Source organism: Terracoccus sp. 273MFTsu3.1, assembly GCF_000383675.1.
Classification (GTDB): Bacteria; Actinomycetota; Actinomycetes; order Actinomycetales; family Dermatophilaceae; genus Terrabacter.
This window is the reverse complement of sequence record NZ_KB911827.1, coordinates 23,858-37,658: the sequence shown is the minus strand read 5'-3', so window position 1 is coordinate 37,658 and position 13,801 is coordinate 23,858. Positions and strand designations below refer to the sequence as shown.

10 protein-coding genes and 1 other RNA gene are annotated in these 13,801 nt (G+C 71.2%); 3 read left to right on the top strand and 8 right to left on the bottom strand.

Annotated elements, in window-relative coordinates:
• Positions 1 to 114: 114 nt before the first annotated feature.
• Positions 115 to 1,017 (bottom strand): acyl-CoA desaturase, encoded by a 903-nt coding sequence (locus tag H283_RS0119955; protein ID WP_231372339.1) that lies wholly within the window; start codon positions 1,015 to 1,017, stop codon positions 115 to 117.
• A 1,048-nt stretch (positions 1,018 to 2,065) separates the two neighbouring features.
• On the opposite strand from H283_RS0119955, the gene H283_RS0119950 reads away from it, so the two are divergent.
• Positions 2,066 to 3,652, top strand: coding sequence for a ribonuclease J (locus tag H283_RS0119950; RefSeq protein WP_231372334.1), 1,587 nt, complete (start codon positions 2,066 to 2,068; stop codon positions 3,650 to 3,652).
• Positions 3,653 to 5,029: 1,377 nt separating this feature from the next.
• On the opposite strand, the gene rnpB is transcribed toward H283_RS0119950, so the two are convergent.
• Both rnpB and H283_RS0119940 read right to left on the bottom strand, forming a co-directional pair.
• Positions 5,030 to 5,425: RNase P RNA component class A (rnpB, locus tag H283_RS26960), an RNA gene on the bottom strand.
• A 90-nt stretch (positions 5,426 to 5,515) separates the two neighbouring features.
• Entirely contained in the window at positions 5,516 to 7,315 is a 1,800-nt protein-coding gene (locus tag H283_RS0119940) for a PP2C family protein-serine/threonine phosphatase (RefSeq protein WP_020145295.1), read from the bottom strand.
• Positions 7,316 to 7,381: 66 nt separating this feature from the next.
• On the opposite strand from H283_RS0119940, the gene H283_RS25855 reads away from it, so the two are divergent.
• On the top strand, positions 7,382 to 7,780 hold the full coding sequence (locus H283_RS25855; RefSeq protein WP_196806032.1) for an ATP-binding protein: 399 nt from the start codon (positions 7,382 to 7,384) through the stop codon (positions 7,778 to 7,780).
• A 38-nt stretch (positions 7,781 to 7,818) separates the two neighbouring features.
• Here the strand turns inward: H283_RS25855 and H283_RS25850 are convergent, their stop codons facing one another.
• The 3 genes from H283_RS25850 to H283_RS0119920 form a co-directional block, all read right to left on the bottom strand.
• Positions 7,819 to 8,196 carry an STAS domain-containing protein gene (locus H283_RS25850; protein ID WP_020145293.1) on the bottom strand — a complete coding sequence of 126 codons (378 nt, stop codon included), beginning with the start codon at positions 8,194 to 8,196 and terminating at the stop codon, positions 7,819 to 7,821.
• 74 nt (positions 8,197 to 8,270) lie between these two features.
• Positions 8,271 to 9,017, bottom strand: a complete 747-nt coding sequence (locus H283_RS0119925; RefSeq protein WP_020145292.1) for a hypothetical protein — start codon at positions 9,015 to 9,017, stop codon at positions 8,271 to 8,273.
• A gap of 4 nt (positions 9,018 to 9,021) precedes the next feature.
• Positions 9,022 to 10,656, bottom strand: coding sequence for a peptide chain release factor 3 (locus H283_RS0119920; RefSeq protein ID WP_020145291.1), 1,635 nt, complete (start codon positions 10,654 to 10,656; stop codon positions 9,022 to 9,024).
• 186 nt (positions 10,657 to 10,842) lie between these two features.
• Between H283_RS0119920 and H283_RS0119915 the strand changes: the two genes are divergently transcribed.
• Positions 10,843 to 11,631, top strand: coding sequence for a hypothetical protein (locus H283_RS0119915; RefSeq protein WP_156023341.1), 789 nt, complete (start codon positions 10,843 to 10,845; stop codon positions 11,629 to 11,631).
• Positions 11,632 to 11,762: 131 nt separating this feature from the next.
• Here H283_RS0119915 and H283_RS0119910 read toward each other — a convergent pair whose 3' ends face one another.
• On the bottom strand, positions 11,763 to 12,269 hold the full coding sequence (locus H283_RS0119910) for a hypothetical protein (RefSeq protein ID WP_020145289.1): 507 nt from the start codon (positions 12,267 to 12,269) through the stop codon (positions 11,763 to 11,765).
• Positions 12,270 to 12,343: 74 nt separating this feature from the next.
• Positions 12,344 to 13,780 carry an RNB domain-containing ribonuclease gene (locus tag H283_RS0119905; protein WP_020145288.1) on the bottom strand — a complete coding sequence of 479 codons (1,437 nt, stop codon included), beginning with the start codon at positions 13,778 to 13,780 and terminating at the stop codon, positions 12,344 to 12,346.
• Positions 13,781 to 13,801: the final 21 nt, after the last annotated feature.

The window sequence follows — 13,801 nt, the reverse complement described above, 5'->3', positions numbered from 1 at the left end:
TGGGTGTCACCAGGGAATGGGAACCGGGCCCTCGAACAGGCCGGCGTACCGGCCACTCGCTTCCTGGCCTGCGCCAGGACTCGGAACGGTCGGGCAACGGGCGAGGCGGTCCGCTCAGGGGGCGCGTTTGGCGGCCAGCCGGGCGGGCTTGGGCCAGCGCACGTCGCTCGCCCAGCCCAGCTGCTCGAACCAGCGGATGATCCGGGCACTGGAGTCGAGCTGGCCAGGCAGGACGCCGTGCCGGGCGCACGTCGGGTCGGCGTGATGCAGGTTGTGCCAGGACTCGCCCATCGACAGCACTGCGAGCCAAGCGACGTTGCCGGCGCGGTCACGGCTGGCAAACGGGCGCTCTCCGATCGCGTGGCAGATGGAGTTGATCGACCACGACACATGGTGGACCAGACCGAGGCGCACCAAGGTCCCCCATAAGAAGGCGGTGGCTGCCCCGATCCATGAGCGGGTCACCAGAGCGCCGACCAGTGGGGGAAGGAGCAGGGAGATCGTCAGCAGCGCGGGAAATGCCTTGGAGATGCGGACCATGTCCTTGTCTCGGATGAGGTCGGGAATGTAGGCGCTCTTGTCGCTCTGTTCCGCCTCGAAAAGCCACCCCACGTGCGCGTACACCAGGCCCTTGGCCAGGGCCCGCACATTGTTTCCGTAACGCCACGGGGAGTGCGGGTCACCGGCTCTGTCGGAGAACTTGTGGTGCTTGCGGTGATCCCCCACCCACGTGTTGACGGCGCCCTCGATGGCCAGGCTGCCGGCGATCGCCAGCGCGATCTTCAGCGGTCGGATCGGCTTGAACGCGCCGTGCGTGAAGCAGCGGTGGTAGCCGATGGTCACTCCGTGCATGCAGACCCCGTACATCCCCGCCGCCAGCGCGATGTCCAGCCACGTCACCCAGCCGACCACCCATGCGATGGGCAGCGCGCAGAGGAGGGCCAGGAACGGCACGGCGATGAAGACGCCCAGCACCAGCCGCTCCCACAGGGCCTGACGCTGCCCGGTGTGAATCACCAACCGATCGGGGTCCGGTTGGTTCCACGGCTCAACCGGGCGGCCCACACCCCTGACGCCGCCGGGGCTCGACCCCACCGCGTCCGTCTCGGAGGAGTGCGTCTGCCCCGGCGACGTGAGTGGACTGCCTCCCGGCCAACTCAGCCTCACGGTCGGCACAGAGGGAGCCTCGTGGCTCTCGGGAAGGTCCCGGCTCGGCATACGACCACTTCCGATGCGTCGTCGTTGGCCGGGTCCGGGGCTACGTTCCCTGAAGCGTACGCCAGCGGGCCGAGGGCCGCGAAGGCCCCGGTTCCACCGTCTGCAGGCCCGTGTGACGGGACCAGAGGGACGACACCGTCCGGGTTCAGCGCCTCTCTGCGGGCGTCCGAGTGGACCGGACCGCACCGCCGGAGCGGAGCGCGGCCGCGGTGCTCAACGTGCTCGAGGACCCGCAACACCGCAGAGCAGCCAGGGCCTTCGCCGCCGTGCTCGCCCAGGAGGCCGGACGCGTCCGACACCGCCGACGAGGCCGAGGCCCTCGTCGGATCGGGCTGACGCCCCTCAGAGGAAGCACGCCCACTGCTCTCAAGACCGCGCGTCCGGGTTAGCGTCCAGCTTGACGCGTCCCGGCGCACGTACCGTCAGATGTCGCGGGCGTGACGAGCGGTAGCCAGGGCCCGGTTGTCGTGGCGGCCCTGACAAGGGGAAAGGCCTGCCGGACGCTCATGGAATCATTCTCGCTGTGACATGCCAGACATGACGGCGACGCGCTTGCAGAGGTGCGACACCTCGGTTCGCCGCCAGCCGTTGCCCAACATGAAAGGATGACCGTGATATCGCACTGGATCGGTCCAGCCGGCCGGCGAACGCCCTCGCCTCCAACCGCCCGGGAGTGCCTGGCCGTCACCTCCCGTCCAGGAGGTGGACTGTGAGCGCGGGCAGCGGTCGTCGTCAGCAGTCGCGTGGCCGGGGACGTGGCTCCCGACGGTCCCAGGACCTCCCCACGCTCCCACGCGACGGCCTGCGGATCGTACCCCTCGGTGGCCTGGGTGAGATCGGGCGCAACATGACGGTCTTCGAGCACGCCGGACGCTTGCTCATCGTCGACTGCGGCGTCCTGTTCCCCGAGGAGCACCAGCCGGGCGTGGACGTGATCCTGCCCGACTTCTCCTGGGTCCGTGACCGTCTCGACAAGGTTGACGCCATCGTCCTGACGCACGGGCACGAGGACCACATCGGTGGCGTCCCCTACCTGCTGCGGGAACGGCCGGACATCCCAGTCGTCGGCTCCCGCCTGACGCTCGCTTTCCTCGAGGCGAAGCTGCAGGAGCACCGCATCACCCCTGTCACCGTGCGGGTGAGCGAGGGCGACCGGCGCACGTTCGGGCCCTTCGACTGCGAGTTCGTCGCCGTCAACCACTCGATCCCCGACGGCCTCGCCGTCGCGATCCGCACCGCTGCGGGCCTGGTGCTCCACACCGGTGACTTCAAGATGGACCAGTTCCCGCTCGACGGCCGCGTGACCGACCTGCGCGCCTTCGCCCGTCTCGGTGAGGAAGGTGTCGACCTCTTCCTCGTCGACTCGACCAACGCCGAGGTCCCCGGCTTCACCGTGTCCGAAGGGGAGCTGTCCCCCGCGATCGAGTCCGTCTTCCGGACGACGCCCGGCCGGGTCATCGTGTCCAGTTTCGCCAGCCACGTCCACCGCATCCAGCAGGTGCTCAACGCGGCTCGGGATCATGGGAGGAAGGTGGCCTTCGTCGGCCGGTCGATGGTGCGCAACATGGGCATCGCCGCCGAGCTCGGTTACCTCGACATCCCCAAGGGTCTGGTCATCGACCTCAAACAGCTCGAACGCCTGCCGGCGAACCAGATCGCCCTGATCTGTACGGGGTCGCAGGGCGAGCCCCTCGCCGCTCTGTCACGGATGGCCAACCGTGACCACCCCATCCGCGTCACGGAGGGCGACACCGTGCTGCTCGCCAGCTCCCTCATCCCCGGTAACGAGAACGCCATCTACCGGGTGATCAACGAGCTCACCCGCTGGGGCGCCAACGTCGTGCACAAGGGCAACGCCAAGGTGCACGTGTCCGGGCACGCCAGCGCCGGCGAGCTGGCCTACTGCTACAACATCGTGCAGCCCTCCAGCGTGCTGCCCGTGCACGGCGAATGGCGCCACCTTCGGGCCAACGCCGACCTCGCCATCCGGACCGGTGTCGACGCGAAGCGCGCCCTGATCGCCCACGACGGGGCCGTCATCGACCTCGTCGATGGCCAGGCGACGATCTCCGGCTCCGTCCCGGCCGGGCTCGTCTACGTCGATGCCATGACCGTCGGCGGCGCGACCGAGGAGTCCCTGCACGTACGTCGGACCCTGGCCGAGGAAGGGGTCATCACCATCGTCTGCATCGTCGATCCCGACACCGGCAAACTCACCGAAGAGCCCGACTACCTCGCCCACGGGTTCGAGCACCAGCCCGGCGACTTCGCCAAGGCCACTCCGGCCATCCAGAAGGCGCTCACCACGGCGAGCAAGGAAGGCATCGAGGACATCGAGCAGGTCGAGGAACTCGTCCGCCGGGCCATGTCCACATGGGTCCACCGCCAGGCGCGGCGCAGCCCCCTCATCATCCCCGTCATCGTCGACGCGTGAGCGGCGTCGGTCTGCGTCAGACGATGTCGCGTGATTCACGAGGCCGCAGGTGGGCCTCGTGAATCAAGCCTGGTCCCAGACCCGCTGTTTGGTGAGTCGGAGGGTAACCGCCGCCCGATGGGTAAGGCCCTGGTAGCGGCGTCGTTCGGGTCCAGCAGAGTGGCTCGACCGGTGACGCGCTTATCGCCTCCCGAGCGGGTTTGGTGTCCGCCAGGCTTGACTCGGGGGGTCCGATGCTCCTCCGCCGCCGCCTCTCAGTCCGTCACGGACTGGTGGAGCGGCTGCAGACACCGGAGCTGCCCTCCGCCGTCGGAAGGCCGGGGGCCGGCGTGCGGCCCCCCGCGAGTGCACGACTGCAGTTCTTGCGTGCTGCCCTCAGCTCAGCGCTTGTCGCGCGACCTCGACCTCTTGAGACGGTCACGGACAGCCCGCGGCAGGCGCAGGTCGTCACGAAGCCCCGGCGGTAGAGGCAGACGGCGTTTGTCCAGCTCGGCGGCGTAGCCCTCCATGGCATCGAGCAGTACCCCACGAGCGGCGACCAACAGGGCCGGGTCGACGGTTCCCGCTCGCAGGGCACGCACGTCTCCACGAGCTGCGCGAACGAGCGACATCAGTTTCCCCAAGGGCGCTGCAGGTGCAGGCAGAGCCGGCGGATCGGCTGGCGACCACCCAGGCGGCGTGGTCGATGACCCTTGCGGGCGCAGACGTGAGCTGGGGAAATGGCTGGGCCCGTCCGCTGCGACGTCTCCGGACTCGCCGCAAGGTGTGGAGATCACCAGTGTTCGGCGGTCTTGCGCATGGCAAGCACTGCGTCCGCCTCTGCGGCGGGGATGAACTCGCATGACCCGTCATGACCGTGTCGCATGACGCACATCGCACCCGTGGGTAGATGTACCTGCGCGCACGCACCATCCTGCGCTGCATCCTCGTCGACAGAGGCGTTGTGGACCTCGGACACGTCGGTGGGGTTGACGCCTGAGTCGGACCTGGGTCCGAAGTGGCTGTCCATGGGGCAATCCAGCTAACTCCTCTCGCAGGCGAGAGGGCATGCGCCCCAAAGTGAGGCTGCCGTCACAGTAGCCCGGTCGTCTGCCGTCCGGATCCACCGGCCGGGCGCGCTACCTCGTCGCCGTCCGCCGGAGGTTCCCTCGGTGCCACGCCTCGCTGCTCATCCGTCACGGCGAGTCCGTCAAGACCGTCCAGGCCCGTCTGGGCCACGCCAGCGCGAGCGAGACCCTCGACACCTACAGCCACCTCTGGCCCGACAACGACGAGCGAACCAGGGCCGCCGTCGACGGAGTCCTCCGAGATCTTGCGGACCCATCGCGGACCAACGGGGGTGACCGAACGCATCACCGCAGGTCAGAGGCCTGAAAGTGGATGAGTCGGCCGATACGCCGGGTTCTGTTCCGCGTCCCCGTTGCCGGTGACGTGGCGACGGCCATCCATCTAGGCCGACCATTGCTGGCCGGCTCGAGCGTCCTACCCGCGCACTCGACCGGGCCGGTCTCCTCGGCGCCCGAGGGCGCCGTGCACACGCTGTCTGGACTTGCTCCGGGTGGGGTTTACCGAGCCGCTCCAGTCACCTGGAGCGCTGGTGGTCTCTTACACCACCGTTTCACCCTTACCGGCTGCCGAAGCGGCCGGCGGTCTGTTCTCTGTGGCACTGTCCCGCGGGTCACCCCGGGTGGCTGTTGGCCACCACCCTGCCCTGTGGAGCCCGGACGTTCCTCGGCAGGGCCGAGGCCCTGACGCGACCGTCTGGCCGACTCATCCGCGCACCAGCATAGGGGCGTATGCCGTCCGCTGCGTCCGCGCCCACCGGCGAGCCCTCCCTGGCACCGACGCAGGCCGGCCGTCCGCTCAGACGACGCGGCGGAACGCCAGGACGGCGACGTCGTCGTGCCGGTCCGGGTCGGAGACCGACTCGGTCAGCTCGTCGAGGATCTCGTCGAGGTCGGTGTCGTCGTCAGCCCCGGTGAGGAGCTCCTCGGCGGCAGCCTGCAAGCGCTTGAGCCCGATGTCGATGCTCTCTCCGCGGCGCTCGACGAGGCCGTCGGTGTAGAGCAGGAGCAGGTCCCCCACGGCGAAGGGCACCCGGGCCGACGCTCGTGGCACCTCACCGAGGCCGTGCACCGGCGAGCCGTCCTCGGTGACGAATCGGGTCCGGCCGCCCTGGACGAGCAGCGGCGGCGGGTGCCCGGCGACGACGACGGCGAGGTCGTTGCGTTCGGGCTCGAAGAGCAGGTAGACCGAGGACGCCATCTGGGTCGGCGGCTCGGTCGCCATGAATCGGTCCATCGCGCCGGCGAGCGCCTCGGGCTCCGGGTCCTGGGTCGCCAGCACCCTTGCAGCAGAACGCATCCGCGATCCCGCGACTGCCGCATCGACCCCACGGCCCATGACGTCACCGAGGACCACCGTGACTCGGCCGCCGTCGAGCCCGCTGACGTCGTAGTAGTCACCACCCACGTCGGTGCGCCCCGCCTGACGGTAGACCGTCCCGATCTGCCAGCCCGGGATCTCGGGCAGGTCCTGGGGCAGCAGCGTCGCCTGGAGCACCGACGCGACACGGCGGGTCTGGGAGTAGAGGTCGGCGTTGTCGATGGCCAGACCGGCCCGCCGGGCGAGGTCCTCGGCGAAGGCGACGTCGTCGCGCGTGTAGCGGCGACCGGACTCGGCCGCGACGAAGGTCAGCACCCCGAGCACCCGGTCCTTGGCCATGAGCGGCACCGTCATGGCGCTGCGCAGTCCGAGCTCTCGCGCCACCCGGAGGTGCTCCTCGTCGCGCGCCGCGGCGACGAGCATCTCGTCGGTGATGGTTTCGATGAGCAGGCTCTTCCCGGAGCGCGCGACCTCGGCCGCCCCTCCGGGCCGCTCGGGGTCCGAGGGCCACCTGGTCTCGAGCTCCTTGGCGAGCTGCACCTTGTCGGGGTCGATGTGCGCGACGGCGAGGGTCCGCAGGACTCCGTCGTCGACCATCTGGACCGAGCACCAGTCGGCGTGCGTCGGCACGGCGAGCGACGCGACCTGGCGCAGCGTCTGCCGGTAGTCGAGGGTGGTGGCGAGCGCCTGCGACGCATCGGCCAGGAACTCGAGCTGGGCCGCTCGGGTCGCGCTCTGCTCCTCGGCCCGCAGCCGCAGCATCGTCTGCGCGCACATGTCGGCGAGCACCCCCAGGACCCACACCAGATCCGCGTCGACCGGTCCCACGAGCCCGTCGAAGCGGAAACCCACCGCCCCGATGGCCGAGCCGTCGGCTCGGGAGATGAGCGGCAGCGTCACGGACGACCGCTCCGTGCCGTCGTCGAGGTCCGGGTATCGCTCGACGAGCTCGGCGCGCCCCGTGACCGACACGATCTGGGTGGTCCGGACCGCGTCGGTGAGCGGCGAGCGGGCATCGAGCTCGAGGCTGGCCCACTGCCGGGCCTCGGACGGGGTCAGTCCGTGGGTGGCGATCGTGCGCAGACGCGTCGGGCCGTCCTGGACCGCCAGCACGGCCCGCGAGGCGCCCATGACCGTCGACGCACGCTCGGTGATCGTCTCGGTGAGCTCCTCCAGCGTCGTGGCCGCCGCAACCTGGGCCGCGATGCCTGCCAACGCCGCCAGCCTCGGGGCGACCGACGCACGGTTCGCCGCCGGGCTCTGCCATGGCGCGTTCATGGGGTCATCCTGACAGCCGAAGGGCTTGGGCACCCACGGATGCCGCAGAAGTGGGAGCATGCAGAGGTGACGGGTCAAGGGGTGGCCAGGGGACGCGAGCTCCGTCGACTCGAGTTCGGCCCCGACGACCTGCGTCGCGTGCGTGAGATCGTGCGGGCCATCGCCGGCGAACGCATCCCCGACCGCGCCGACAACGCCGTGCTGGCCGTGCACGAGATCGCGGTCAACAGCATCGTCCACGGCGGCGGCCACGGCGTCCTGCTCATCGACGAGACGGCCGACTCGCTCGTCTTCACGGTCGAGGACGACGACGGCACGGGGTCGGTGCCGGAGGTCCTCGCGCTCGACGACCACTCGACGAGCGGCCGCGGACTGTGGATCGCGCAGCGGCTGAGCGACCGGCTGACCATCGAGGCCCGCCCGACGCGTACGCGCATCGGCGTGCACCTGCGGCTGGCGTCCTGAGCCGACGAGTCCCGGACGGCCCGAAGCGTCAGGTCAGGTCAGGATCGGTCCGCGTCGACCCTGCGTGCCGACTCGGCGGGAGCGATCTCGACAGGCGCGACGTCGACGTCGGACGCCTCGACCACGTCGATGACCTGGTCGAGATGCATCAGCCTGACGAGCCGCAGGGTGATGTCGCCGCAGACGAGCTGGAGCCGGGCGTCCGCCGCGACGACGCGGTGGTACAGCCCGATGATCGCGCCGAGACCCGACGAGTCGAGGAAGGTGACGTCCCGCAGGTCGACGACGACCTTGGCGCCCGGTGCCACGGCGATCTCATCGAACGCTGCCCGCACGTTCGGCACGGTGTACGTGTCGATCTCGCCCGCGAGCCGGGCAGTGGTGACGGCGCCGTTGACCGAGACCGTGACGCTCATCGAACCTCCTGTGGACGTCGGTGTCCTCGCCCCTACGTTAGGGCGACTTCGGCTGGTGTGGGAGCAGATGCGCCTCAGCCGGTGGTCCGGCCGTCGACCTCGGTGGTGGCGACGTAGACGCTGTTGGACGAGGTCCCTCCCGTGAGGGGGTTCGGGAAGGACACCTCGTGGGCGGCGACGTCGGCGAAGACCTCTGCCAGCAGGCCCGTGAAAGCGTCCTCGGGCGGGTCGTCGGACCACAGCGCGAAGACCCCACCGGGATGCAGCGTCGCAGCCAGGCGCGAGAGGCCGTCCCGGGTGTAGAGGTCCGCGTGGCTGGGGTGGAGCACGTGGTGGGGCGTGTGGTCGATGTCGAGCAGCACGGCGTGCAGCAGGGCCGGTGCGTCCCCGAAGCCCTGGCCCTGACGCGCCAGGGCGAAGAAGTCGCCCTCGAGCAGGGTCGTCCTCGGGTCGACGGTGAGGGACGCGGTGTCGGGGAGCAGCTGTCGCTCGTGCCACGAGATGACGGGTCCGAGAGCCTCGACGACGGTCAGGGAGCGCACCCGGGCGTCCTCGAGTGCGGCCACGGCCGTGTAGCCGAGGCCGAGCCCGCCGACGACGACGTCGAGGCTCTCACCGTCGCCACCGCCCTCCCCCAGGGCGCCGAGCCCGAGGCGGGCCAGCTCGACCTCCGCGACCGTGAAGAGGCTCGACATGAGGAACTCCTCGCCGAGCTTCACCTCGTAGACGTCGACGAGCAGTGAGGGCTCGAGCCGGCGACGGAGGCTGATCTCGCCCATCGGCGTCTGCTGCCAGTCGATCTCCTCGAAGCGTCGGCTCACGAGGTCAGCCGAAGATGGGAGTGAGTGAGCCGGCCGGCAGGTCCTTCTCGACCGAGGCGAGGCGCCACTTGTCGGCGAAGACGGCGACGTGGAGCCCGTCCTCGCGGGTCAGCGACTCGGCTCCGGGCCGGCTGTCGACGATCGGCATCGCGGCCGCCGTGACGGCGCGCGCCACCGAGTAGCCGAGCGGCTCGAGGCGGATCGGCGAGCCGAACTCGTGCTCCATCCGGTGCTTGGCGACGTCGAACTGCATCGGGCCGACGGCCGCGAGCACCGGCGCCTGCGCACCGCGTCGGTCGGAGTGCAGCACCTGGACGACGCCCTCCTCGCCGAGCTGCTCGATGCCCTTGCGGAACTGCTTCTGCTTGCCGGTCACCGCCGCGCGGGCGACGGCGAAGTGCTCGGGAGCGAAGAGCGGGATGCGGGGGAAGGCGACCTTCTCGTCGGCGAAGAGGGTGTCGCCGACCCGGAGGGCGTTGGCGTTGACGAGGCCGATGACGTCGCCGGGGAAGGCCTCGTCGAGCGTCGACCGGTCGCGGCCGAAGACGCTCTGCGCGTACTTCGTCGCGAAGGGACGGCCCGTGTCGGCATGCGTCACGACCATCCCGCGCGTGAAGCGGCCCGAGCACACCCGGACGAACGCGAGCCGGTCGCGGTGCGCCTTGTCCATGCCCGCCTGGATCTTGAAGACGAAGCCCGAGAACGGAGCCGACACCGCCCGCGGGTCGCCGGAGCGGTCGGGACGCGCTCCCGGGGCGGGCGCGAGCGTCACGAGCGTGTCGAGCAGCTGGCGTACGCCGAAGTTGAGGACGGCCGAGCCGAAGAGCACGGGCGAGGCCGCGCCGGAGAGGAACAGCTCGAGGTCGAGGTCGTGGCCCGAGGAGCGGAGCAGGTCGTACTCCTCGACCGCGTCGGTCCAGACCGAACCCAGCAGCTGCTCGGCCTCCTCGGCGGGCATCCGCGTCGTGATGGCCTCGGTGGCGCCGCCGGGTGTCCGCGTGAACTGGACGAAGTCGCCCGTCGCGCAGTCGAGCACGCCGTGGAAGTCGCCTGCGACACCCACCGGCCAGGTGAGGGGCATCGGGTGCAGGTCGATCCGGGTCGTCAGCTCGTCCATGATCGCGAGCGCATCCAGGCCGGGCCGGTCCCACTTGTTGACGACGGTGATGACGGGCACGCCCCGGGCCCGGCAGACCTCGAAGAGCTTGAACGTCTGGGGCTCGATGCCCTTGGCGGCGTCGACGAGCATGACGGCGGCGTCCACCGCTGCGAGCACGCGGTAGGTGTCCTCGGAGAAGTCCGCGTGGCCGGGGGTGTCGAGCAGGTTGATGACCGTGCCGTCGTAGGCGAACTGGAGCACGGCGGAGGTGATCGAGATGCCTCGGTCCTTCTCCATCTCCAGCCAGTCGGACACGACGCCGCGCCGGTTGCCCTTGCCGTGCACCGCTCCGGCCTCGCCGATGGCGCGCGCGTGCAGCGCGAGTGCCTCGGTCAGGGTCGACTTGCCGGCGTCGGGGTGCGAGATGACGGCGAAGGTGCGGCGACGAGCCGCCTCCTCGGCGACGGCTCCCCCGTGGTCCCCACCGTCGGGGTCTCGGCGGTCCGCGAGGTCGCGGTCGTGCAGGGCGGTGGCGTCCATGGTCCTCCAGTGATCGCCCCGAGTCTGTCACCGTCGGGCCCGATCGCCCGAATCGGCGCCGGTCCCCCGGGTCCCCCGGTCCGCCGGACCGAGGTGACCCGAGTCACACCTCCCCGATCTCGTCAACGATCCGGGACCGTCGTTCGTCGTGCATGGGAGATGACGATCGCAACCGACCCCAGGACCATGACCGAACCGCTGACCGACGACCTGACCGACACCCGACCCGGCGCCCCTGCAGACGCCGAGCCCGACGCACGGCCCAGAGCGAAGCTGCTCGATCTCTCCCTGACCCAGCTGCTCGGGGGCTCGATGGCCGCCGCCACGGCAGCAGCCCTCGGCTCGCGCCTCGGCGTCGTCGGCACCATCGCCGGGGCCGCGGTGCTCAGCGTCATCTCGGCGATCGCGGCCAGCCTCTACACGAACTCCATGGCGCGCGCCAGGGAGGCCGTCGTGCTCGTGCGCTCGCGCCGCGGGCCCGACGGCGTGGACGTCGAGATCGTGCGGGAGCCGTGGTGGCGCCGTCCCGACCGCGTGACCGCGCGGCGGGTCCTCGTCACGACGGGGGCCGTCTTCGCCATCGCCGCGGCCTTCCTCACCGGCCTCCAGCTCGCCACCGGCGCCCGGGTGACCGGCACGGACCTCGGCGGCCGCACGAGCGCGGGCGCCGTGGTCGACAGCCCTGCCGGCACCACGGGCGACGCCTCGGGCGACGGGACCGTTGCGGACAAGGGCGCGCTGGGCACGACGCCCACCGCACCCACGACTCCGACCGGCGCCGCGACTGCGCCCGCCGGGTCCACGTCGGGCCAGGCCACGTCCACCGGGACACCGTCCGCGACGACCCCCGCGACGCCGGCCACCCCGGCCACCCCCGGCCAGGCGACCGCGTCGACCGGACCGGTCGCGCCCACGACCCCCGCCGCGCAGGACCCGGGCACGGGCACCCCGAGCGCTCCCGCCACCGCTCCCTAGCGCCGGAACACCACGACGACGTATGCCGTCCGCCCCGCCGGGCGTGACGGCATACGTCGTCTCCGGCCGGTTGGCGTGTGCAGCCGGCGGGGTCCTGACGCCGACGGGTGCACACGGGTGTGCGCCGGGGCTCAGCGCCGCTCGGGCCAGGGCCAGTCGACGTCGACGCTCTCGCCGACCGCGAGCCCGGACCACTGCGCCGACAGCCGGTCGAGGTCGGTGAACACCTCGTCGAGCTCACGGGCGCCGAGGTCTGCTGCTGCGCCGGCCCGTTCGTCGTAGCGGTCAGGCGTCATCCCGCGGTGTCGGAGCCATGCCGGGTAGACGGCAGCGGCGAGCTGCTCCGACCGCCCGATCTGCGTGCCCCGCGACTGGTTCCGGCGTTCGACGCGACGGGCCCAGGCCTTGGTGCGGGTCTCCTGGGTGGGCACGAAGGTGCCCGCGTTGCCGCCTGCGGCGATCTGGCCGAAGATGCCGTCCCGGAGGCCGAAACGGTGCTCGACGACGAGGTGGACGAGGTCGTGCGGTGCGAGGTCGCTCCACCCCGGCGCCGGGCTCATGACGAGGTCGGTCGCGAGGTCACGCTCCACGCGCACCTCGTAGCGCCGTTCACCGGTCCTCACGAAGCGCACCCGCATCCGACGAGGCTAGGAGCGCTGCGCAGTGCCGGGCCAGTGATTTTTGGCCGGCTGCGCCCGAGCGCCTCGAGCCCTCAGGCGAGCGAGAGCGTGATCGTGCCGGTACCGACGTCGGCGGCGTCCACCCGCAGGGTCACCGTCTCGCCGGCCTTCGCCGACCCGCTCGCTCTGGCCACGACGGCGAGGTCGATGAGCTGGACGATGACGCCTTTGTCGTTCTCGTCGACGACGACGCCCTGCACGGTGCTCCCGACGAGCGGGTGCAGCTCGGCGGCCTCGACGGCGTCGGTGCAGGCCCGCTCGACCCCGTTGGTGCGCCGGTCGGAGGTCGCCATGATCTCGGGGAGGGTGGGCAGCGCCTCGCGGACCCAGCCCGGCACGTCCTGCCCCGCCGAGAGCGCCTCGCACACGACGAGCCCGAAGCGGTCGACGAGACGCCGCAGCGGAGCCGTCACGTGCGCGTACGGGTTGGCGACGGCCGCGTGCGTCGGCTGCGCCGGCACCTCACCGTCGAAGGGGGTGTAGCCGGCGCCGCGGAAGAGCGAGGTCGCCTCGTGGATGAGCGCGAGGTGCCGCGGGTTGGTGCGGTCCAGCGTGCGCAGCAGCTCGCCGTACGACAGGTCCTTCGGCCAGTCGACACCGGCGGCCTTGGCCTGCCGGCGGAAGCGCGCCAGGTCGCGCGGGTCCGGCGGCGGCATGGTGCGCAGGATGCCGATCTTGCCCCGGAGCATGAGGTCGGCACCGCCCATGCCGGTGAGCAGCGAGATCTGGGCGTTCCAGTCCTCGGCGGCCAGCAACGGCCGGAACGAGATCCGGAAGCCACCGTGCTCGTCCTCCTCGACCTCCTGCTCGGGCATCGGCAGGGTCGCCCCGCCACGCTTGCGCTCGAGCAGGACGCGCTTCTCGCCGATCTCCTTGAGCAGGACGAGGCACTCCTCGGCGGTGCCGGCGTCGACCTCCTTCTGCACCTGCTCGTAGTCGTAGCGCCGGACGCTGCGGACCATGGCGCGGTAGACCTCGACCGCGGTGCCCTCGCCGTCGGCGGCAAGGGTAAGGTCCCAGACGAAGGCGGGGCGCACCTGGTCGGGCAGCAGGCTCGCGGCCCCCTCGCTCAGCTCCGGTGGGTGCAGCTGGACGCGCATGTCCGGGCAGTAGACCGTCTGGCCACGGCGGCGCGCCTCGCCGTCGACGGCGCCACCGGCGCGGACGAAGGCAGGCACGTCGGCGATGGCGTAGCGCACCCGGTAGCCGTCGCCGCTGCGCTCGATCGACATGGCCTGGTCGAGGTCCATCGACGTCGCCGGGTCGATGGTGACGAACGGCACGGAGGTCTCGTCCCGCTCCGGCAGGGTTGCGGCACCGGCGGCCGCGGCAGCCTCGGCCAGCACCTCGGGCGGGAACCGGTCCGGCACCTCGAACTCCCGACGCACCGCCTCGAAGCGTGCCGTCAGCTGCCGTGCCACGTCGCCGGGCGTCGGCGCCGGGCGGAAGACGATGTGTCGCTGGGCCATGGCGTCACCCTACGCACCACG

What these genes read in the sequence shown, in the direction of transcription:
- H283_RS0119950 (WP_231372334.1), top strand. Translation starts at nt 2,066, where the DNA reads ATGACGGTCTTCGAGCACGCCGGACGCTTGCTCATCGTCGACTGCGGC.
- H283_RS0119940 (WP_020145295.1), bottom strand. Translation starts at nt 7,315, where the DNA reads ATGAACGCGCCATGGCAGAGCCCGGCGGCGAACCGTGCGTCGGTCGCC.
- H283_RS25850 (WP_020145293.1), bottom strand. Translation starts at nt 8,196, where the DNA reads ATGAGCGTCACGGTCTCGGTCAACGGCGCCGTCACCACTGCCCGGCTC.
- H283_RS0119920 (WP_020145291.1), bottom strand. Translation starts at nt 10,656, where the DNA reads ATGGACGCCACCGCCCTGCACGACCGCGACCTCGCGGACCGCCGAGAC.
- H283_RS0119915 (WP_156023341.1), top strand. Translation starts at nt 10,843, where the DNA reads ATGACCGAACCGCTGACCGACGACCTGACCGACACCCGACCCGGCGCC.
- H283_RS0119910 (WP_020145289.1), bottom strand. Translation starts at nt 12,269, where the DNA reads ATGCGGGTGCGCTTCGTGAGGACCGGTGAACGGCGCTACGAGGTGCGC.
- H283_RS0119905 (WP_020145288.1), bottom strand. Translation starts at nt 13,780, where the DNA reads ATGGCCCAGCGACACATCGTCTTCCGCCCGGCGCCGACGCCCGGCGAC.